Here is a 21,267-nt window from a genome sequence, read left to right on the forward strand (position 1 = left end):
ACCCGTCGGACCACCGGCTGGTGTGGGTCGACCTCGAAATATGATGTGCGAGTGACCGATCTACCGATTGTCGAATTCGCGTACCCAGGACCGCTGCGGGACAGACATGTTGCGGCTGTGCTGTCCGGTGAGAAGACCAGCACAGCGAGCCTGTTGATTCAGTACACCGAAGAGGAGCTTCCGAGGGTCGGTGAACGCGGCGCGGTGGTGGATTCGGCCGGAGTCGTGGTGGGAGTCATCGAAACCACGGGTGTCGATATCGTTGCGCTGAAGAATGTTTCGCTCCAACATGCCCTCGACGAGGGTGAGGGATACATCGACGTGGCACACTGGCGAGCCGGGCACGAAAGATTCTGGCACTCCACCGAGGTTCGCGCGGAACTGGGTGATCCCGATTTCACCGTCGACGACGACACTCGAGTGGTGTTGGAGCGATTCATACTCGTTCCGGAGTGAGTTGGGTGGGGATCGATGCCACTGGCCAGCGCGAAGAGGTCGAAGAAACCGAGAGCTCGGGTTCGGAATTTCGGTCGATTCAGCGAGATTCGCGGGGGGACGGTGACGAACATCGGCATGCCCTACAGGCCGCACAGGAGCTCGGGTGCGACGGCATCAGTTCCGGGAATCGATACCGGGCTCACCTCGAAGGCGGGGTAGTTCTGGCTCGTGATCATCCTGGAGCCTTACGCGGCGTCGGAGTCGAATAAAATTGTCGGCGGCTGGGTGTATAGGCCGTTTCGATCAATCCTTCCTCGGCACAACAGAATTGGGGTTGACGAACTTCGTACTGCGCCGTACCATCGAACGTACGTTCTACTTCTAGTCGGAACACGTGCCGGGGGGCGACTACACAGTGATCACATCCAGTTCGACGCGCAGTCGGTTCGCGGCCTATCTCGGGCCGCAACCGAAGCCGTATATCGACAGCACAGTGCTGGGCGAAATTCGCGACGTTGCGATTCTGGAGAATCAGGCGTGCGCTCGCAAGGTCGCTCTGGCCGCAGCTATCTGGGACTCGTGCATCCATCAGAACGTGCTTGTCGGTGATGTCATTCAGGACGCGGGCAACTATGCGGCATCCGAAGTTGCACGCGTTCTCGGTTGCTCGAAGACTGTTGCGAACACGTACGCCGAGGTAGGAATGGACCTTCGGCTACGGCTTCCTACCGTCGCGGCCGCGTTCGAGGCCGGCGAACTCGACCTTGCCCGCGTCCGCGCAATATACCGCTGTACCCACAACCTGACGAAGGACGCGGCGACGGCCGTCCAAGGCGAGGTTCTGCACGCTGCCCGACGCCTGTCACCTGGTCCCCTGGCGACGGAAATCTGGTCGATCATGTATCGCATCGCGCCCGAGCAGGCCGCCGCTCTGCGTAAGGACTTGGAACGGCACACGAACGTCACGTACACCGACAAAGACGTGCTGTCGACGCTGAAGGCCGACCTCACCGCCGCCGACGCCGCAGCTGCCTGGCAGTTGATCAACGAGATGGCCGCTACCGTCTGCCGTCGAGATCCGCGGAACAAGGGGCAGAAGCGTGCAGCAGCGTATGTTGCTCTACTGCAGCAGGAGTCGTCGGTGGTCTGCAAGTGCGAACCCGATGACGACAATCCTTGTACGGCCGATTCTGTGCGTCCTGATCGACGGGCACCGCTGACGGTGATCACGGTGGACCTCGCCACGCTCGCCGGTCTGCTGTCCAATCCTGCCCACCTTGCCGGCCACGGTCCCATCGATGCCGAGTACGCCCGTGAACTCGCCGACAACGCACACTGGCAGATCCTGCTCACCGAAGCCCGCGATCTGGCGGAGAATCTCGGTTACGGCGAAGACCTGGAGTCACTCATCGACCTCGATACCGATACCGATACCGGCGCAGGCGCAGGCACTGGTGACAAAGGTGCCGAGAGCAGAGCCGACAGCGGCACCGGCACCGGCAGCACGAACAACAGCAGATCGAAAAATGGCCAGAAGAAGCCCAGAGGATCCAAGGTAGGCAAATCGAGTAACAGCAGGTCCAAGGGCAGCACCTCACATCTGGTGTTTCATCCGCTGGGGCGTGGTCGTCGCCGTGTCGGCGGTATTGCTCCTCGGCACCCGCGGGCGCCGAAGTCCGCACAACCACCACGGAACAGCTGTGTCGCCACTCCGTATCGCGGTACTTACACTTTCGTTGCCGAACTCGAAGCAGCGATCGCATCGGATCCAGCTCTCGGGATCGCGCTGTACCCGGACGGTCACGGCGGTCTCGAGCTGCCACCACCCGGAACCCTCATCTATCGCCCGACTGTCGCACTGGCGGAACGTATTCGGTACCGCGATCGCACCTGCCGACATCCGGGTTGCGACGTCCCGGCCGAACAGTGCGAAATCGACCACATCGTCCCGTACTTCCATCGCGATCCCTCGTCGGGAGGCTGGACCATCGACACCAACCTGCACTGCCTGTGCCGCTACCACCACAGCCTCAAGACCATGGGTCTGTGGACTCCGGTGATGCTCGCCGATGGCGTCGAGTTCTGGGTCTCGAATGCCGGCACTTCAGCGGTTACGGTTCCCGGCACCACGCAACTCGCAGACCTGAGCCACCTGCCCGCCGTCTATCGCAGGCCCAAAGGTCAAGCGATACAGTCGGATACGTCGAGCCTGGAGATCATCCAGCCGCTGCCCGCGCCGGTACCTACCTCAGCATCGGACGATGATCCTCCGCCTTTCTGATGAATCTCGGTTCAGTACACAGAAGTTCCACCGCAGTCGAAGTGTCCGCGGTGGAACAGCTGTGCCTTCTGGCTGTCGCTCCGTTCGGTCGGTGTCAGCCTGTGTAGGTGCTGAGGTCGTACACCGTCGCGCTGCCGACCGTGGTGGCGGTGAAGTTCGCCTCGACCCATTCCTGGATCTGTGAGGACGTACTCTCAGAGTCGCCGCCCAAACCTCCGCGCGCCATGCCCCCGCCCATACCGCCCGAGACGTAGTACGTCACTTCATGATCGGCCACGTACTGGATGAACTCGTCGAGCGACGGCGCAGGATCTCCGCTCCACCCGCCGATGGCCATCACCGCCGTGTCGGACGCCAACTCGTAACCCGCAGCCGACATCGAACCATTTACTGCAGCAGACCATTTCGTGGTCGTCGACTCGAGCAGCGCAGCCAACTCCTCGTTGGACTCACCGCCCATGCCGCCCATGGCCATCCCGCCGCCCACGTTGCCGCCGGCAAAACCGGCCGGAAGATCGGCAGCATCAGCAGGCAGGCCCGCATCACCGCTCGGCATAGCATCGCTTGGCATCGCATCGATCGGCATTCCGCCACTGGGCATTCCACCGCTCGGCATTCCACCGCCTGGCATTCCGCCGGGACCGCCGTCGCTGACTGCACCGGTCGGACCTGCGGTGGGGACGGAACCACTGTGCGCATTGGTCGTCGTAGCGATGGCATACGACGCGCCGCCGCCCAGACCTGCCACGGCTCCGAGAATCAGCGCAGCCGCAGTGAGCCTTCGGTATCGCCCGGCCGCCAGGATCATCACGGCCGCAACGATGGTTCCCACCAACAGGATCCACTTCAATGCCGGTAGCCAGTCCGCGTTGCGATGCAACAGTACCCAACTCCAGACCCCGGCTGCGATCATCATCGATGCCATACCGGCTCTGCCCCAGATCGATTCACGTCTGAGCCACAGTGCGTAACCACCGGTTCCGATCATCCCGGCCAAAGCCGGGGCGAGCGCGACGGTGTAGTACGGGTGGATGGTTCCGGACATGTAGCTGAAGATCAACGCCGTCACCAGGAACCACCCGCCCCACAGAATCAGGGACGCACGCAGGAGGTCGGTTCGCGGTGCTCGGCCACGAGCGATCAGCCCGAAGACCAGCGCCACCAGGGCCGTCGGGATCAGCCAGGAGATCTGGATGCCCATCTCACTGCCGAACAGCCGATCCAGACCGGTCGAGCCGCCGAAGCTGGACCCGGCTGCCCCAGCGCTCATCCCGGCCGGAGCCTCCATGCCACCTCCGCCGCTGTTGCCGAAGATGCGGCCGAGCCCGTTGTACCCGAGCACCAGATCCATCACGGTGTTGTCGGTGGACCCACCGATGTACGGTCGGGCACTTTCCGGCCAGAGCTGGACCGTCACCAACCACCCGGCGGCGACCACGAGAGCGGCCGAGGCCCCGACCAGATGCAGCAATCTGGCCCGCAACTGAGCCTGTCCTGCAACGAGATACGTGAGACCGAACGCCGGCAACACCAGCAGCCCCTGCAGCATCTTCGTGAGGAACGCGAACCCCAGCGCCACGCCGGCAAAAGCGAGCCACATCGCGGCCCGCCTTCCGGCCGCTGTCTGCAGAGATCGCACGACGAAGTAGCCGCCGAGTGTCATGAGAAGCACCAGCAGCGCGTCGGGATTGTCGAAGTTGAACATCAATGCCGCCGCCGGCACCGATGCCAGGGTAAAGCCGGCGAGCAAACCGGCCATGGGGTTCGCGACACGCTTGACCGCGGCATACACCGTCGCGACCGAGGCGACACCCATCAATGCCTGCGGCAGAAGCAGACCGAAGCTCGAGAACCCGAACAGTCGAGCCGACAGACCCATGACCCACAGCGAGGCCGGCGGCTTGTCCACGGTGATGAAGTTCTCGGAGTCGAGGGATCCGAAGAACCACGCCGTCCAGTCCTTGGTACCGGCCTGCACCGCGGCGGCGTAGAACGTGTTCGCGTATCCACTTGCCGTCAAATTCCACAGGTACAGCGTTGCCGTGGCCGCGAGCAGAATCAGCAGACCGAGCAGGTGCCGGCGGCGATACCACCACGTGTTCTGCCAGGACGGCTGGCGGGCGTGCGACGGAGGCATCGCGGCCGGTCGGTCGAGTTGGGCAGTCATCGCACATCCTGTTCGTCGAAGTTGTCGACTACGAGAGTGTGCGATGGACCGTCGGCCCGGCTGGGAGCAGCCTGCGAACTTGCTGTGAGCGAAAGAGCTCGTTCAGACGCGATCTGCGTACACGACGATGTTGTCGTCGTAACTCGATATGTCCGAATCGAATTGGCCGCCACAGGTGATCAAACGCAAGCCTGGGTGATCGATGTCTCCGTAGACCTTGTCGGTGGGGAAGGCATCCTTCGGATACTGCTCCACCGCGCTGACGACGAACCGGACAGTGTTTCCGTCCTGGCTGACGACGGTGACATCGTCACCCTGTCGGAGATCGCGGAGCCGGTAGAAAACGCCGGGGCTGCCGTCCCAATCCACATGCCCCGCAACGATCGACGGTCCCAGTTGCCCCGGAACCGGCGACCCGGTGTACCAACCGGCCGGGAAACCGACCGGTGGAACTTCCATCGTGCCGTCCGGACGCAGACCCAGACCCATCACATCGGAGTCGACACCGATCGCACCGATCTCGAGGCGCGCAGGCGGTGACCCGGCAACCGACGATTCGGAAACACCCTCGTCTGTCGGGGCGACGGCTGCAGGAGCAGAAGAAACCGAGGACGTCGAATCAGTCTGCAAGGGAACGGTATCCGACGGCGTTGCACACCCGGTAACCAGGAACAGCAGCATGAGGAACGCCGCTGCCACCGCCCGCACCACGACCCGATGACGGATCGTGGTGCGGGCGGATTCAGCGAGAGGTACTGATACCTCGACGGTAGGGTTCACCGATCAGTGCCGACGACGAGTCAGAGTCAAGGCAGAGACTGCACCGACCGCGAGCACGGCCAGCAATGTCCAGATCGCAGCGAACGGCGTTGCGTCAGAGGATGACACAGTGCTGCCGTCACCGGTGTCGACGCCACCGTTCGGGATCTGCGTGATCTGCCCGCCCGGGTTGTACGTGCCCGGCTGATCCGGGCCGCTCGGCGTGTTCGGCTGATTCGGAACACCGGGTGTGTTGGGGGTGTTCGGCTGATCAGGCGTGTTGGGCACGTTCGGCTGGTTGGGCACGTTCGGCACGTTCGGCACGTTCGGCTGGTTCGGCTGGTTCGGCACGTTCGGCTGGTTCGGCACGTTCGGCTGGTTCGGCACGTTCGGCACGTTCGGGATACCGGGGATCGCCGGGATCGTGATGCCGGGGACGGGCGGAAGGCCTGGGATCGGGGGCACTTCGATGACGATCGGCGGCGTACCGCCACCGTCACCCGGGGTACCCGGCGTTCCGCCGCCGTCACCGGGAGGGGTCGTGGTGACCGGAGGCGTCGTGGTCACCGGGGGCGTTGTCGTGACCGGAGGCGTAGTGGTCACCGGGGGTGTAGTCGTCACCGGGGGTGTCGTGGTGATCGGGGGCGTTGTGGTCGTCGGCGGAACGGTTGCGCAGTTCGGGCTGGTGATGCGGTTCGAGTCCAACGTCACCGCGCCGTTCCGGGCGAGCAAGCGTCCGTCGACGGTGGCACCGGTGGTCGCGGTGATGGACGCCAGCGCCATGACGGTGCCGACGAACTGGGTGTCGGTGCCCAGTGTCGCGGAGCTGCCGATCTGCCAGAACACGTTGCACGGGTTGGCCCCGTTGATCAGCGAGACACTGCTGTCGGATGCCGTGATCAGCGTCGATGCCGCCTGGAAGATGAACACGGCGTTGGAGTTGCCCTGCGCGTCGAGTGTGAGGGTTCCGGTCAGGCCGAACGTGCCCGAACCGTACAACCCGGCCAACAATGTCTGTCCGCCGAGTTCGACTCCGGTCGAGGTTGCTCCCGGTCGACCGGCCGCGTCGTCGTATCCGGTACTCAGATCCGCTTTCGCCTGCGCTGCAACCGAATTGCGGTCGTCGATAACTCCACTGGTGAGCTCTCCCGGTGGGAATCCCGTGATGAACGGTTCGACACCGACGCCGGGGCTCACTCCGACGTTGCCGCCGATCCTCGACGGGCCGGTGTTCGTGATCTTGGAGCCGGCCAGGACGGCATAACTCTCCGCGGTGCCGAGTTCGACGGTGGTGGGTTGAGCCTCGGCTGCGGGGACGTTGATCAGCATGAGTGCGCTGGTGGCCAAAGCGACCGAACCGGCAAGCGGAACGAGGGTTCTGCCCCTGCGCCTGATGGGGGTCGACGTGCACGTGTGCTGTGAAGCGGGCATGGATTGCATACCGTTCTGCTGGTTGGGCGAAGCGGACTTGTTGCCGGACTTCGTGAACCGCGCAATCGATCCCCCGACGAGTTCGATTGCGCAGCAGTTGATGTCGCGACGCTCAACGGCCGCCCCGGACCGATCCGAGTGCGTGGAGGTATCGCGGTTCCGTATTCGATGACGTCACCGGCCGACGGAGTTCGGCAAGGTGACACAACTATGCGATCAGCGGAGGCTCGTGCCCACTCCGCAAATAAGAGTTTCCCCGTATCTCTACGGTGTAGAGCTACAGCACACCATGTGTAGGATAATGAGTCAAGCGAAAAGTGTTGTCGAACAACAAGTTTGTTTGCCCCCTACTTACCGGTCGGTTCACTGCTTTCGAGAGGTTGCCTACCGATGTCCACGACGAACCGACCGGGCCCACACTCCAATATCAAGATCGACCGCGAGTACGTGGTGTCCGCCGCCCTGAGCATCGTCGATCGAACCGGACTCGACAGCCTGACGATCCGGAGCCTCGCGGCATCGATCGATCGCGATCCGATGACCGTCTACCGATACCTGCCCACCAAACAGGCGTTGCTCGACGCCATCGCAGATTCGGTACTGGGCACACTCGTCTGCGTCGACGGCGCAGACCCCGATTGGCAGCGTCAGCTCAGAATTTTTGCGCGGCACTACCGTGAGCTCGCCCTCCAACACCCGCACGCGGCGGTGCTGCTGACCACCTGCCCTCAGGCGACTCCACTGGGATTGGGCACGCCCCGGTCACTGGCCTCACTCGAGAACATTCTGATTCTGCTGACCACCGCGGGATTCACGCTGCCCGAGGCCCTGACGAGCTATCGGCTGATGATCTCCTTCCTACGCGGCCATCTACTGAGCGAGACCCAGGAAACGACCGCCAACCCGGACGAGACCGGCGACCGCCTCAGCCTCGCTCTGCGCCGACTCCCCATCGACACATTTCCCCTGCTGTCGACGCTGCCACCTCTGATCACCGAGTACGACGGTGCCCTCGAACTCGAGTTGGGTCTCGACGTGCTGTTCCGAGGCATCACCGCACCTTCGACCTGAGCGGATCGGCGCTCCCGGGGCCCGCACCGGACCGAGCCGTACCTGGTCCCAGGATTCACGGCATCGGACTTCACGCCATCAGAGCAGTCCGGTGCCTGCCTCGTTCGCTCGTTCTTCGTCTCGTTCCTGCTGCGCAGCGGCCAGGCCGGACATCGTGCGCAGCGGAACCTCCTTCAGGAAGAGCACCAGTACGAATCCGAGGACCATCAGGATCGACACGGCCAGGAACACGTAATCCATGGCGTCGGAGAACCCGATGCGGAACGGCTCGGCCAGAGCCGGTTCGAGCTTCTGAATGAACGAGCTGTCCTGCAGTGCACTGCCTGCGACGGAGGCGTCACCCGAGGCGATGGCTCGAGCGAAACCCGATTCGAGCGGATCGGAACCGGTGGCGGCGCTCTGTACTGCCTGCTGGAATGCCGGGGTCGAACTGGCGGCGATCAACGCGTCTCCCGTCTTCGGGGTGAGCTGGGTGAACAGCATCGACAGGAAGACGGCAACGCCGACCGTCGCACCGATCTGCCGGAAGAACGTTGCGGCAGAGGTGGATACACCCATGTCCTTGGGCGGCATCGCGTTCTGGATGGCCAGGGTCAACGGCTGCATCATCGACCCGAGACCGAGGCCGAACACGCCCATCACGACCATCGTCTGCCACAGCGGGGTATCGGCGTGCACGTAGTGGAAGACGAACATCGCGATGGCCATCAGTGCAGTACCGACGATCGGAAAGATTTTGTACCGCCCCGTCTTCGAGATCATGCGACCCGAGACGATCGACGCGACCATCAAGGCACCGACGAGGGGCAGGGTCTGGTAACCGGCCAGCGTCGGCGAGGATCCCTTGACCACCTGCAGGTACTGCGGCAGTAGCGAGATGCCACCGAACATGGCTGCGCCGGCGATGACGCTGACAGCAATACACAACGAGAACAACGGGTTTCGGAAGAAACGCATGGGGATCAGGGCGTCGTCGCCCATCTTGATCTCGGCGAGCACGAACGCGATGACGCCGACGATGCCGATTCCGAAGCACAGCAGGGCCCGCGGCGAGCTCCATCCCCACACGCGACCCTGCTCGGCGATGATGAGCAGCGGCACGAGGCCGACGCTGAGAAGCACTGCGCCCCAACAGTCGACGCGCGCCTCGCGGCGGTAGACCGGCAGGTTCAGCACTCGCCACACGACGACGAGCGCGATGATCCCCAGCGGGACGTTGATGTAGAAAATCCAACGCCAGCCGGTGATTCCGAGGATCGACGACTGCCCTGCGAGCAGTCCACCGATGACCGGCCCGAGCACGCTGGAGGTACCGAACACGGCCAGGAAGTACCCCTGATACTTGGCCCGTTCACGCGGCGGGACGATATCGCCGATGATGGCCAGCGCCATCGACATCAGACCGCCCGCACCGAGACCTTGAATGGCACGGAAGGCAGCGAGTTCGTACATCGACGTCGCGATCCCGCACAGCATGGACCCGACGACGAAGATGGAGATGGCCGTCATGAAGAACGGCTTGCGCCCGTACAGGTCGGACAGCTTGCCGTACAACGGGGTCGAGACCGTCGAGGTGATGAGGTAGGCCGTCGTCACCCAGGCCAGAACCGAGAACCCGTTGAGGTCGTCGGCGATGGTCCGAACGGACGTCGAGACGATGGTCTGGTCGAGGGCGGCGAGGAACATGCCCATCATCAGGCCCGACAGAATCGTCATGATCTCGCGATGCGAATACTCGCCGGTCGCGGGCTTCACTTCTGGCTCGGTAACCATCTCTTGGATTCACCTTTACGTAGCATTTACTTGTGTCTTACAACGATATTCGGGACACCAGCATGCGCGCAGAACGCCGTCTGCGCAAAGGTTTATTTGCGGCGAATCCGGTCCCGCACCTCACGCATCGTGTGCGGGTGAATGCCTTCGGCAGCGAGCACCCTACGAGTCTTGCGACGCGTCGACAGGACACCGATGATCGCGACAATCCACACCGGGAACTGCGCGAGCAGCGCCACCCGGAATCCGTCGAAGGTGTAGCCGCCCATCGCGTCGAGAATCCAGCCGATCGCCGCGATCACCAACAGCGACGCCAGGAAACCACCGATGTTCACCATCCCCTGCGCCGTCCCCAGATTGGCGCTCGGATTGAACGTTCGCGCGAGGTCGAACCCGATCACCGAACCGGGGCCACCCACCGAGATCACCACCACGAGCAACACCAGTAACCACAGCGGAGCGGGCCCGGGCAACGCCAACACGATCGCCCACATGGTCGCGTTGCCGATCATGATCGCCAGCACCAGCCACGACCGTCGCATCGGATAACGCCCGGTGAGAACACCAACCACGATGCCCGACGCCACCGCCGATGCCACCGACACCGTCAGCAACGCTCCGGCCGTCGACGCCGACAGGCCCTGTGCCGACGTCAGATACGGAACACCCCACAGCAACGCGAACACCGTGATGGAGAACTGGGTACCCATGTGCGAGAAGAAGCCGAGCCGGGTGCCGGGGCGTCGCCACACCTCGGCGATGGAGGCGAGGGTCTGTTTCAGCGTCGTCGGTTCGAACACGGGGGCAGCTCCGTCGTCGGGGCGATCCCTGACGAGCGCGAGAACCAGTACGAGAGCAAGGAGACCGAGTGCCGCTGCGCTACCGAACGCGAACGTCCAACCGGGGCCGTTCAGCAGAATCAGGAACGGGACCGCCGAGAGCACCTGGCCGAGCTGGCCGAGCAGACCGGTCAGCTGCGAGACGATCGGCACTCGCCGCGGCGTGAACCACACCGGCACCAACCGCAGCACCGAGATGAAGGTGAGAGCATCGCCCACGCCGACTAACGCGCGGGCGACCACCGCGACGGAAGCGACTCCGTCAACGCCAGCGTGATCTGTGCCGACGCCATGATCAGCGCGCCTGCGGCGATCATCTTGCGCGAACCGATGCGATCCAACAGCACCCCGGCCGGGATCTGCATCCCCGCGTAGACGATCACCTGCAGCACCACGAACGACGACAGCAGCGACGGCGACACCGAGAATCGATCCGCCGCACTCAGCCCGGCGACGCCGAACGACGTTCGATGCAGCACTCCGACGATGTAGGCGAAGACGCCGACGCCCCACACCACCCAGACTGCCTTGCCAGTACTCACCGGACGATTGTGTCAACCACGCTGTGGAATAGTCGTAGCCGGTAGTACTCGGAGCGGGCAGTAGTACCCGAAGCAAGAAATGGAGCGACGTCGTGGCCAAGCAGCTGTTGGTGCTCAACGGGCCGAATCTGAACATGCTCGGCACCAGGCAGCCGGAGGTGTACGGCCACGCCACCCTCGCCGATGTCGTCGCCCTGTGCGAGAAGACCGCCGCCGAGCACGGGCTCACCGTCAAGGCAGAGCAGTCCAACCACGAGGGTCAGCTCATCGACTGGATCCACGAGGCCCGCGGGGTGGCGTCGGGCATCGTCATCAACCCGGGCGGACTGACGCACACCTCGGTGGCGCTGCGCGACGCCCTCGTCATCCCCGAGGTGCCGATCATCGAGGTGCACATCTCCAACGTGCACGCCCGTGAGGAGTTCCGGCACCACTCCTTCGTCTCCCCCATCGCCAGCGGCGTCATCGCCGGACTCGGGATCGACGGATACCGATTCGCCATCGAACGTCTGGCTGCACTTATCTGACACAGCTCTCGTTCAACCCAGCTCTCATCTGACACTCAGGTTGTACTGCATAAACTGGTCGCCGTGAACACGAGCAAGAACGTCTCGAAAGACATCAAGGCCATGCAGAACGGCGACAAGAATCGTCGGACTCTGATCCAGATCGTCGTCGCAGTCGTTCTGATCGCGCTCGTGGCGGCGATTGCCCTCTTCATCCTCAACAAGGATTCGACGTCGGGGGATGCATCTTCCGCCGCAGGCTCCGGCGAATCGACCGGCACCCAGCTCACTCCCACGTCGGTGACGGACGACGGTGCCATCCGCTTCGGCAACCCCGATGCCACCACCGTCGTCAGCGTCGTCGAGGACTTCCAGTGCCCGGCGTGCAAGAACTTCGAGGCCATCAGCGGATCGACGTTGCAGCAGCTGGCCGACGCGGGAAATGTCGCCGTCGACTACCGCCCCATCTCCATTCTCGACCGGTTCTCGAACGGAACCATGTACTCCACCCGCGCGGCAAGCGCCGCCATCTGCGTCGCCGAGAACGACCGCGACAACTGGATGAACTGGCACACCACCATGTTCGAGCAGCAGCCGGCCGAGGGCGGAACCGGACTGACGAACGACGAGCTCGTCGCGATCGCCGCCTCTGTAGGGGCCGACTCCCCCGCCGTCGCGTCGTGTATCACCGACGGCAGCTACACCGATTGGGTCACCACCCAGACACAGTCGGTCCTCGGCGAAGGCATCAACGGAACGCCGAACGTGCGCGTCAACGGCACCGACATCTCCTTCCCGACGCCGGAGAACATCCTCGCCGCCGCTGCCGGTAACTGAGCGGCAGCCGGTCGCCATGAGGACACGCGCAGGCGCTGTTGTATTCACCGTCTTCAGCGCGCTCGGGCTACTCGCCGCGATGACGCTGACGATCGAGCGATTCAAACTGCTCGAGGACGCGTCGTACGTCCCGTCGTGCAGCCTGAATCCGGTGCTCTCGTGCGGCTCGGTGATGGTGACGAAACAGGCTGCGCTGTTCGGTTTTCCGAACCCCATCCTCGGCATCGTCGCCTTCTCCATTGCCCTCGTCGCCGGGGTTCTCTGGCTCGGCCGCGTCGAACTACCGCACTGGTTCTGGCTCGGACTGAGTGCAGGCCTGCTGCTCGGCGAGGTCTTCGTGCACTGGCTGATCTTCGAGAGCCTGTACTTGATCAACGCCCTGTGCCCCTACTGCATGGTGGTGTGGGCGGTGACGATGCCGTTGTTCGTGCTGGCTCTGAGCCGATTGGTCGGCTCCGGCCCGAACAGCGGCGGTACCGTCGGCCGACTCTTCCTGGAATGGCGCTGGACGCTGCTCGCCGTGTGGTACGCAATCGTCGTCGCGCTCATCGGAATCCGGTTCTCGGACTACTGGGCAACTTTGGTTTGAAAATACTGCTCCGACAACCCTGCATTTCCTTTTGCGAATCTCATGAGTCGAACGTCTGCACCGTGCATGATGGGTGCAGCACCCGAGTGAGACTGATCACAGCTCCTGGCTCGGGGAAGATCGTTCGAGTAGCAGGAGTCGATACATGGCAGGCGATCCATTCGCAGTCATCGTTGCCGTCATCGTGTCCGCCGCCGGTGTAGTCGCCGGAACCGACGCCCCGGCTCCGATTCCCGATCAGGCGGTGCAGGACCAGGCGGCAGACATTGCCGCCAACGCCGAAGATCAGGCGAAGACGATGAGCGATCAGTGGACCGAACTACTGGGCACCATGCCCGAACCGGCCGCCGACATCGCCGACCGCACCCTCTCCGACGCCGCCGAGGGCCTGCACACCGCCGCCGAACCGATGCTCCCCGATCTGCCGACGGTGGAAGACATCGAAGCAGTGGACACAGAAGCAGCCGATACCGCTGATCCGGCCAGTGCCACCGATCCTGCTGCGGCGGCGACAGATGTTGTTACCGCCGCTCCTGCCGCTCTCGCTGCGGCGGTACCCAGCGCGCCACTGCCGTTCAGTGTGTTCTCCTCGGGCGCTGGGTCGTCGAATGCGGTGTCCACCACTGCAGCCGCGCTCGGGGCCGGTGCCGTTCAATTCGCCGGCCGTACGTACACCGCCGCCGATATCGCCACCCAGACCGCGTTCATGGCGTCGGCCGAGGCCATCAGGCGTGCGCTGTTTCCCGGTCAACCCGCCACGTTCACCGGCATCAACGTGGGCGCGATCGGCTTGGGTGCCGTGGGAGCGATCACCGCCTTCGTGCCGTGGCTGCAGAAGGCGGGCAACATCTGCGGCGGCGTCAAAGCGACCACGATCGCGGCACTGTATGCCGCCGAGAACGGTTTTCGGCACGGCCCCACTGCTCCGGTCTCGAGCACCGGCGCGCAGGGGCCAGGGCAGTTCATGCCAGGAACCTGGGCGACCTACGGCAAGGACTACGACGGCAACGGTGTCACCGACGTCAACAGCATCGGTGATTCGGTGATGGCGTCGGGCACACTGCTGTGCGACATCTACGGGCAGGTCGACGGGTGGAAGCGCGAGGGCAAGGTGTCCGGTGACACCTTGGATCTGACCCTGGCCGGGTACAACGCCGGCGCGGGAGCGGTGCTGCGATCGGGCGGTATGCCCTCTGGCACATTCGATTACGAGACGCAGACCAAGCCGTACGTCTCTCGTATCCGGGCGACCGAAACGCAGTTCGCCGCCATCCTGACCCCGTTCGCCGGACTCGACCTCACCGGAATCGGCGGCCGATCGGTGCAGTTGGCGATGGACTATCTGGGACTTCCGTACGTGTGGGGCGGCGGCAACATCAACGGACCGTCCGGCGGCGGATTCGACTGCTCGGGTCTGACGTCGTATGCCCTCTACAAGGCCTCGGGCGGAAAGGTGACGCTGCCCCGAACCTCGGAAACTCAGTGGAACGTGGGCACCGAGATTCCGATGGAAATGGCGCAACCGGGCGATCTGCTGTTCGGTAACTTCGGGCCGGCCGGGCCGGGCCACGTGGCGATCTACATGGGCAACGGCCAGATGGTCCACGCACCCCAACGCGGCGACGTGGTGCGCGTGGCACCGGTGTTCGACGGTATGCGCGCCCGTCACATCGTGTAGGTGCGCGCGTACAGTGCGGACGTGACCAATGCACGTGTGGAACCGGCAGGATTCGACGACGAACTGGCACCGGAGCCGCCGCCCGGTGAGGGTTTCGAGACCGACTGGCCGGTGCGAACCGGCGACATCGATCCGAACAACCGACTACGGTTCGACGGCGTTGCCCGCTACCTGCAGGACATCGGTACGGACAACCTCGACGCCACTCCCCTGGGCAAGACGGATCCCATGTGGATCGTGCGGCGCACCGTCATCGACGTCTTCGAGCCGATCCATTTCCCGGACCGAGTACACATGCGGCGTTGGTGTTCGTCGATGTCGACGCGGTGGTCGAACATGCGCGTGGCACTGACGACACCGAAGGGTGGGCGCATCGAGACCGAGGGCTTCTGGATCAACATCAGCAAGGACACCGGGATGCCGACCCGCATCAGCGACGGTGCCCTGGAAATGCTGGCGCGAACCACCGATCAACACCGGTTGCGATGGAAGGCATGGCTGACCGAGCCGGTGCCGGCCGAATCGACCACGGATGTGCAGTTCCCCTTGCGCGCAACCGATATCGATCCGTTCGACCACCTCAACAATGCGGTCTACTGGCACGCGATCGAGGAGTTGCTGGTCGACGTGCCCGAGCTGGCCGCGTCGCCGCACCGCGCCGTCATCGAATACCTGAGCCCGGTACTGGCGGGTGAACGCGTCACTCTGCGCCACCGCTACGAGGGCGGCGCGTTGACCGTCTGGTTCGTCGTCACCGGAGCATCCGGCGAGCCCACGGTCCGCACCGTGGCCAAGGTTGCCGCCAGAGCCTGACGGTCGAGCTTGCCGCGCGGCGTACGCGGAAGAGCGTCCACGACGGCGATCACCACCGGCAGGCTCGGCCCCGGCAGCACGGTGCGCAGGTGGCGGCGAATCCGAGCCACGGATATCGAATCGGTCTGCGCCACAACAACTGCGGCAGCAGGTTCCTCACCGGTTCTGTCGTTGGGCAACCCGACCACCCCAGCCTCGAGCACACCGGGAACTGCGAGCAGGGCCGCCTCGATCGGGGTCAACTCCACCGTGAGACCGGCCCGGACGATCGTCTCGCTGCCGCGGCCGTGCAAGGTCAGTCGGCCCTCTTCGACACTGCCGCGATCGCCGACGGTCATCCACCCTTCGACCGGCCCGTTCGTCAGGGTCATGTGGCCTCCCACTCGGCTCAGGTAGCCGTCGAACAGCATGTCACTGCGGACGTGGAGCAGATCGTCCCTGATCTCGACCTCGACCCCGTCGAACAGCTGACCGCGGACCTCGGTGCCTTCGATTTCGCTTCGGTCGTAGGAAACGAAACTGAGCTCGGACGCCCCGTAGAAATGTGTCAGCGCCGCATTCGGAAGTACCGCCGCCAGAGCGGCCCTCCCCGGCTCCGCCCACCGCGCCGCGGACGAGAGCACCTCACGGACACTGTTCGATCGCACTCCCGAGCGAGCGATGTCCCACGCAATGGTCGGGACCGAATACAGATGTGTCGCAGCACCTTCGAGAGCTGCCGTGGGCCCTCGTAGGTCGACCGTCGCCCCGCGGGTGAGCCCGTGCAGTGCGCCGTAGAGAAAGTGCGTGTGATCGAGAGTGCCCGGTGCGGACACCCGATCTCCCGGACCGAGATCGAACAAGGCATCGGAGCGATCCAGCGTCGCCGCCCACGACGCTTGATTCCGCACGAACAACTTGGGCGGACCGGTGGTTCCCGAAGTGACGCCCACGAGCAACTCGGAATCCGGTGTGGGGGTGGGCGCGGCGGTTGTCTTGGCAGCCATGTCCTCGGGTGCGAACACGTCGACTGCACCCCAACCGTGCACTCTCGCGTGCTGACGCGGGTGCGCGACAATCAGCGAGGGCTCGCAGACCGCCACGACATCGGCGAATTCCGGAGCCAACAAATGCCGATGCAGCAGAACGACACTCACCCCGGCATGCATCGCCGCGACGACGACCACCAACGACCCGATGTCCGACGTCGGCAGAACCGCGATGCGACGCATCCCTGCCACTGCGGACGCCGCACGCGTCACCCGGTCCCAGAATTCGCGGTAGGTGATCGCCCCGGTCGCGTCGACCACGGCTGCCTCGGAGCGGTCGAAATGCCGCGCTATCCGGGCGGCGAGGAGTTCACTCGTCATCGTCACCGTCATCATCTACGCCGCGCGCGACGAGGGCGTCTCCCATCGCGTCGGCGGTGCGAAGGGCCCGCACCAGAACCGGCGTTGCCAGTGCCGTCATCGACCACTGCAGTCCGCGTGCCTTACGCGCCTGTGACACCTCTTGGACGATGGACGCGAGCAGAGGGATGCATCGGATGGCCAGGGCCAGCAGCAGCCCGATGCGATCCGGGTCGACGCCGAAGCGGCGGACGGGGCCGAGCGCTCGGGTGACGGTATCGAGCATGTCGGTCACGCGGGTGGTGAGGGTGACGAGAGCTGCCAGTGCAACGGAGATCACCAGCACCCCACACACCACGACGGCGCGCTGCCAGGTCGTGATTATCACCTGGAAGACGCCGATGATCAGCAGCATCCACAGCACCGGACGCAGTTGCGCCAGTGCGACTTTCGCTGGAATGCGAGCCACCGCGAACAATGCCGCGACCAGTACCGCTACCGCTGCGACCTCGAGCGGAGTGCGCGCGAAGATCACCGTCCCCAGGATCGCGAGGATCAGCGCCAGCAGCTTCGATCCCGGGCTCATCCGGTGCAGCAGCGAGGTACCGGGCCGGTAGAGACCGATCATCCGATCAGCTCCCGATAGGCCGGGACCGCGGCGGCGGGGGTGCCGTCGAACGCGATGCGGCCGTCGTCGATGACGATGACGCGCTCGAAGCTGTCCAGCAGGGCCAGTTGGTGGGTCACGACGATGACTTGCTGATCCATCGAATCCAGAGCCTGCGCGACGACGCGTCCGTTCCGCAGATCCAGCAGCGTGGTCGGTTCGTCCGCCACGACCACCTCCGGTCGTCGGATGAGGACGGCACCGATCGCCAGCAATTGCTTCTGTCCACCGGAGAGCAGATGCGCCGGATGGTCGCGGTGCTGATCGAGACGGAAGCGGACCAGAATCTCCTCCACCCGCTCGGCCACCTCGGCCTTGTTCAACCCGGACCTGCGCAGCGAGAACGCGAGATCCTCGGCGACAGTGGGCATCACGATCTGCGAATCTGGATCGGTGAACACGAAGCCGACCTTCTTGCGTACCTGCGCGCCCTTCTTGGCGGCGTCGATACCGTCGACCGTGACACGGCCCGTATCGGGTTTGATCAGACCGTTGATCATCCGCGCGAGCGTCGACTTGCCGGAACCGTTGGAGCCGATGATGCCGATCCGGCGCTCGTCGAACTCGAGATCGATGCCGTGCAGCACCTGCCGTTCTCCGAACGAGTGCGAAATGTTCTCGAACTTGATTGTGCTCATATGACCCTGCTCATGTCGCTCGTTCCACCAGCATCGCTATTCCCTGCCCGCCGCCGATGGCGCAGGCCGCCAGGCCCAGTGCCGGACCCCCGGGTTGCAGCATTCGAGAGGCCAACCGTACCAGCAGAATTGCGCCTGAAGCTCCCCACGGATGCCCCATCGCTATGGCTCCACCTTGCGGGCAGATGCGGTCCTCGTCGAGACCCAATTCATCCGAGACCGCGAGCACGACCGACGCGAAAGCCTCGGTGATTTCGATGGTGTCGATGTCGGCGAGGCCCACCCCGGTGCGGGCGAGCAGCTTCTCGATCGCCGGCACCGGACCCAGCCCGGGAAGAGCCGGGTCGGACCCTGCGACGGCACTGCCGAGGATGCGCAACGCCGGCATCCCGGCCGCCCGCTCGGCGGTGGTGATGGCCAGAACCGCTGCGCCGTCGGATATTCCGCACGAGTTGCCCGCGGTCACCGTGCCGGCTGGGGTGAACGTGCCGGCTGGGGTGAATGTGGGACGCAGTCTGCCGAGTCGCTGGGCGGTCATGTTTGGGCGGATGCGCTCGTCGGTTGCGACCTCGTTCACTTTGACGATTTCGGCCGAGAAGTCGCAGGCCGCCGCGCGCGCGAACGACCGTGCAGCGTAGGCATCTTGGCGTTCGCGCCCGATACCGCGGATTCGCGCGAGGTTGTCGGCTGCCACACCCATGTCCGGGTCCGCGAAGCCGTGCGGAGCGAACGGCGCTCGGGTGTAGCGGATAGGTTCTTCGCCGTCGACCGGTGGCCAGAACCTCCACGGGCTGGTGCTGGCAGATTCGACGCCACCGGCCAGTATCAGCGTCTCTTCACCGCTGCGGATGCGCGACGCGGCCTGCGCCACTGCGTCGAGCCCGGATCCGCACTGCCGATCGACGGTGACTCCGGGAACTCCGACACCGAGGCCCGCGAGCAGCGCCGAGACCCGTGCGACATCACCGCCGGGACCGAGGCAGTTGCCGAGCATCACGTCGTCGATGGGAATGTCGAGCGAGCTGATCTCTGCTGCAACAGCTTTCAGCACGGGCGCGGCGAGGTTCGGGGCGGTGACATCGGCGAAGCCGTGCCCGGCGATACCGATTGCCGAACGCTTGCCCGCAACGATGACTGGGCTGTTCGAAGCAGACACATTCACAGCAGGGCCCTTCGGGCGATCTTGCCGCTCGCGGTGCGGGGCAACTGCTGCACCACCGTCCAGCGTCGCGGCAGCGCCTCCTTGGCCATGATTGCGCGAGCGTCGGCGCGCACCAGGTCGAGGTCGCGGGTTCCGTCGAGTTCGATGACGGCTGAGACCGTTTCGCCGAGAACCGCGTGCGGTGTGCCGATTGCTGCCGCAGCTCGGACGCCGTCGAGCCCGGTCAGGATGCTTTCCACGTCCTCGGCGATGACGGTGGTTCCGCCCACGTTGATCGCTGCATCTCCGCGGCCGTAGACGAGGAGTTCGGAGCCGTTCAGTTCGGCCAGATCACCGACGCCGAACCAATCGCGCGCACCCAGCGCGGCGTACGGCGATCGAACGAACAGGTGCCCGTCCTCGGTGCGTGCTTCGACATCCCGGAGCAGCCTCAGCGACGATTGTTCGCCCACCACCCTCGCCGCCACCAGCGACAACTCCGCCGAGCCGTAGTATTCGACCAGCCTGACGCCTTGCGCCGAGATCGTCTGCGCGGCAGCATCATCGAGGCCGGCTCCGGCAGCGACGGCAATCCGGGCATGAGGCATCCGGCAGAGGACGTCACGGAGTACCGCGGGCACCGCGTGGACAGCAGTGGCCTGCGCGGGATCGTCGGTGACGCATGCCCCCAGCCACAGTGCGTGCACCGCGGCGAACAGGTGCATCGTGGCGTGCAGCGGTCCGGTTATGAGCACGGTGTCGGTCGGGCGGATATCGGATATGTCGGTGAACTCGGGGAAGCTGTCTACCCACGACGCGGCCGTGCGAGCGAGCGGTTTCGGCCGGCCGGTGGAGCCCGAGGTTGCCACCAGCAGGAACGCGTCGGGATCGATATGCGCAGGGCGCTCGGGACGGGCGCCCGGATCCTCGACCCGGACAGCACTGCCCTGCCTGGCTGCCGCGAAAACGCAGATCAACGCGTCCGGCAGCTCCAGTGCTGATGCGTCGTGAAATCGAGCGCCGTGCACCGGGAGGTGAGGCCACTGCTCGACGGCTGCGTCGAGTTCGGCGTAGGTGAGTGTGCGACCCGCCCAGGAGATGGCGGTGTCGTTGTCGCGGCCTCGACCTCCCAGCGTCAGATTCACGCCTTGATCAGGCCCGGGTACGCGCGATGGACGCTCTTGGCGACGACGGTGGCGACGACGACCTTCGCGATGTCGCCGGGCAGGAACGGTCCGTTGGAGGTGACGGCGGCCCAGAGTCCGACGTCGGTGCGCAGAACGAGTCCGATGATGCCGAACGCGTAGACGACCACGATTCCGCCGACGGCGTTGATCAGTAGGCCTAGCGCGATCGAGTACTTGGGCAGGATGCGCGCAGTGAGCAGGCCGATCAGGAACGCGGCCGGTATCCAGCCGACGAGGTAGCCGACGGTGGGCCCGGCCATGGCGGCGAGACCGGTGCGTCCTCCGGCCAGCAGCGGCAGGCCGATCATCGTCAGGGCGAGGAACACCAGGACCGCGGCCGTGCCCTTGCGTGGTCCGAGGATCGCGCCCGACAGGATGATGCCGAGGGTCTGCAGGGTGATGGGGACGCCCGAGAACCCGACTGTGATCGATCCCGGCAGACCGAGCGCGGCGATGAGTGCTGCGAACACTGCGATCTGCGCCATGTCGCGGGCGGAGACGTTCATTCGGCTGACCTTACGGCTCGGCTGGCGGGTACTGCTGTCGACATCTGACACGGTGGCTCCTCGAGGAGTGGGGCGG

18 protein-coding genes and 1 pseudogene are annotated in these 21,267 nt (G+C 64.7%); 8 read left to right on the top strand and 11 right to left on the bottom strand.

Annotated features, from left to right (window positions below; all coding sequences use genetic code 11):
- Positions 1-51 precede the first annotated feature (51 nt).
- A complete protein-coding gene (locus QM615_RS16510; protein ID WP_269595334.1) occupies positions 52-456 on the top strand; it encodes an ASCH domain-containing protein in 405 nt (134 codons plus the stop codon).
- A gap of 397 nt (positions 457-853) precedes the next feature.
- Complete coding sequence (locus tag QM615_RS16515) at positions 854-2,719, top strand: HNH endonuclease signature motif containing protein (protein WP_269595335.1); 1,866 nt, start codon at positions 854-856, stop codon at positions 2,717-2,719.
- A 94-nt stretch (positions 2,720-2,813) separates the two neighbouring features.
- Here the strand turns inward: QM615_RS16515 and QM615_RS16520 are convergent, their stop codons facing one another.
- From QM615_RS16520 to QM615_RS16530, 3 genes are all read right to left on the bottom strand, one after another.
- Complete coding sequence (locus tag QM615_RS16520; protein ID WP_283347676.1) at positions 2,814-4,886, bottom strand: ArnT family glycosyltransferase; 2,073 nt, start codon at positions 4,884-4,886, stop codon at positions 2,814-2,816.
- Between the two features lie 102 nt (positions 4,887-4,988).
- Positions 4,989-5,585 (bottom strand): class F sortase, encoded by a 597-nt coding sequence (locus QM615_RS16525; protein ID WP_283347677.1) that lies wholly within the window; start codon positions 5,583-5,585, stop codon positions 4,989-4,991.
- Positions 5,586-5,669: 84 nt separating this feature from the next.
- Positions 5,670-7,076 (bottom strand): ice-binding family protein, encoded by a 1,407-nt coding sequence (locus tag QM615_RS16530; protein WP_283347678.1) that lies wholly within the window; start codon positions 7,074-7,076, stop codon positions 5,670-5,672.
- A 390-nt stretch (positions 7,077-7,466) separates the two neighbouring features.
- On the opposite strand from QM615_RS16530, the gene QM615_RS16535 reads away from it, so the two are divergent.
- Positions 7,467-8,147: a TetR/AcrR family transcriptional regulator C-terminal domain-containing protein gene (locus QM615_RS16535; RefSeq protein WP_032393995.1), complete on the top strand. Its 681-nt coding sequence runs from the start codon at positions 7,467-7,469 to the stop codon at positions 8,145-8,147.
- Positions 8,148-8,225: 78 nt separating this feature from the next.
- Here the strand turns inward: QM615_RS16535 and QM615_RS16540 are convergent, their stop codons facing one another.
- Positions 8,226-9,920 carry an MDR family MFS transporter gene (locus QM615_RS16540; RefSeq protein WP_300524778.1) on the bottom strand — a complete coding sequence of 565 codons (1,695 nt, stop codon included), beginning with the start codon at positions 9,918-9,920 and terminating at the stop codon, positions 8,226-8,228.
- 92 nt (positions 9,921-10,012) lie between these two features.
- A pseudogene (locus QM615_RS16545) lies at positions 10,013-11,301 on the bottom strand (MFS transporter).
- Between the two features lie 92 nt (positions 11,302-11,393).
- On the opposite strand from QM615_RS16545, the gene aroQ reads away from it, so the two are divergent.
- The 5 genes from aroQ (at position 11,394) to QM615_RS16570 (ending at position 15,724) form a co-directional block, all read left to right on the top strand.
- On the top strand, positions 11,394-11,828 hold the full coding sequence (gene aroQ, locus QM615_RS16550) for a type II 3-dehydroquinate dehydratase (RefSeq protein WP_082899543.1): 435 nt from the start codon (positions 11,394-11,396) through the stop codon (positions 11,826-11,828).
- A 63-nt stretch (positions 11,829-11,891) separates the two neighbouring features.
- Positions 11,892-12,644: a DsbA family protein gene (locus QM615_RS16555; protein WP_269595341.1), complete on the top strand. Its 753-nt coding sequence runs from the start codon at positions 11,892-11,894 to the stop codon at positions 12,642-12,644.
- A gap of 16 nt (positions 12,645-12,660) precedes the next feature.
- Positions 12,661-13,233: a vitamin K epoxide reductase family protein gene (locus QM615_RS16560; protein ID WP_283347680.1), complete on the top strand. Its 573-nt coding sequence runs from the start codon at positions 12,661-12,663 to the stop codon at positions 13,231-13,233.
- Between the two features lie 145 nt (positions 13,234-13,378).
- A complete protein-coding gene (locus tag QM615_RS16565) occupies positions 13,379-14,911 on the top strand; it encodes a C40 family peptidase (RefSeq protein ID WP_283347681.1) in 1,533 nt (510 codons plus the stop codon).
- 21 nt (positions 14,912-14,932) lie between these two features.
- Complete coding sequence (locus QM615_RS16570; RefSeq protein ID WP_394855307.1) at positions 14,933-15,724, top strand: acyl-[acyl-carrier-protein] thioesterase; 792 nt, start codon at positions 14,933-14,935, stop codon at positions 15,722-15,724.
- Here the strand turns inward: QM615_RS16570 and QM615_RS16575 are convergent.
- From QM615_RS16575 to QM615_RS16600, 6 genes are read right to left on the bottom strand one after another with little or no spacing between them, the layout of a single operon-like run.
- Positions 15,628-17,073, bottom strand: coding sequence for an AMP-binding protein (locus tag QM615_RS16575; RefSeq protein WP_283347682.1), 1,446 nt, complete (start codon positions 17,071-17,073; stop codon positions 15,628-15,630). The two genes, QM615_RS16570 and QM615_RS16575, sit on opposite strands and share 97 nt — an antisense overlap.
- Positions 17,063-17,680: an energy-coupling factor transporter transmembrane component T family protein gene (locus QM615_RS16580; RefSeq protein WP_269595345.1), complete on the bottom strand. Its 618-nt coding sequence runs from the start codon at positions 17,678-17,680 to the stop codon at positions 17,063-17,065. Before QM615_RS16580 ends, QM615_RS16575 begins: the two co-directional genes overlap by 11 nt.
- Positions 17,677-18,357 carry an energy-coupling factor ABC transporter ATP-binding protein gene (locus tag QM615_RS16585; protein WP_269595346.1) on the bottom strand — a complete coding sequence of 227 codons (681 nt, stop codon included), beginning with the start codon at positions 18,355-18,357 and terminating at the stop codon, positions 17,677-17,679. The genes QM615_RS16580 and QM615_RS16585 overlap by 4 nt, the downstream gene beginning before the upstream one ends.
- Positions 18,358-18,367: 10 nt before the next feature.
- Positions 18,368-19,519, bottom strand: coding sequence for a thiolase family protein (locus QM615_RS16590; RefSeq protein ID WP_269595347.1), 1,152 nt, complete (start codon positions 19,517-19,519; stop codon positions 18,368-18,370).
- On the bottom strand, positions 19,516-20,643 hold the full coding sequence (locus tag QM615_RS16595; protein ID WP_269595348.1) for an AMP-binding protein: 1,128 nt from the start codon (positions 20,641-20,643) through the stop codon (positions 19,516-19,518). The genes QM615_RS16590 and QM615_RS16595 overlap by 4 nt, the downstream gene beginning before the upstream one ends.
- On the bottom strand, positions 20,640-21,191 hold the full coding sequence (locus QM615_RS16600; RefSeq protein ID WP_269595394.1) for a biotin transporter BioY: 552 nt from the start codon (positions 21,189-21,191) through the stop codon (positions 20,640-20,642). Before QM615_RS16600 ends, QM615_RS16595 begins: the two co-directional genes overlap by 4 nt.
- Positions 21,192-21,267 lie beyond the last annotated feature (76 nt).

The sequence above is a fragment of the Rhodococcus sp. IEGM 1341 genome, from assembly GCF_030056895.1.
Lineage (GTDB): Bacteria > Actinomycetota > Actinomycetes > Mycobacteriales > Mycobacteriaceae > Rhodococcoides.

Coding starts and splice junctions, on each gene's coding strand:
- QM615_RS16585 (WP_269595346.1), bottom strand. CDS start 18,357: ATGAGCACAATCAAGTTCGAGAACATTTCGCACTCGTTCGGAGAACGG.
- QM615_RS16580 (WP_269595345.1), bottom strand. CDS start 17,680: ATGATCGGTCTCTACCGGCCCGGTACCTCGCTGCTGCACCGGATGAGC.
- QM615_RS16535 (WP_032393995.1), top strand. CDS start 7,467: ATGTCCACGACGAACCGACCGGGCCCACACTCCAATATCAAGATCGAC.
- QM615_RS16565 (WP_283347681.1), top strand. CDS start 13,379: ATGGCAGGCGATCCATTCGCAGTCATCGTTGCCGTCATCGTGTCCGCC.
- QM615_RS16575 (WP_283347682.1), bottom strand. CDS start 17,073: ATGACGAGTGAACTCCTCGCCGCCCGGATAGCGCGGCATTTCGACCGC.
- QM615_RS16540 (WP_300524778.1), bottom strand. CDS start 9,920: ATGGTTACCGAGCCAGAAGTGAAGCCCGCGACCGGCGAGTATTCGCAT.
- QM615_RS16560 (WP_283347680.1), top strand. CDS start 12,661: ATGAGGACACGCGCAGGCGCTGTTGTATTCACCGTCTTCAGCGCGCTC.
- QM615_RS16520 (WP_283347676.1), bottom strand. CDS start 4,886: ATGACTGCCCAACTCGACCGACCGGCCGCGATGCCTCCGTCGCACGCC.
- QM615_RS16530 (WP_283347678.1), bottom strand. CDS start 7,076: ATGCCCGCTTCACAGCACACGTGCACGTCGACCCCCATCAGGCGCAGG.
- QM615_RS16600 (WP_269595394.1), bottom strand. CDS start 21,191: ATGAACGTCTCCGCCCGCGACATGGCGCAGATCGCAGTGTTCGCAGCA.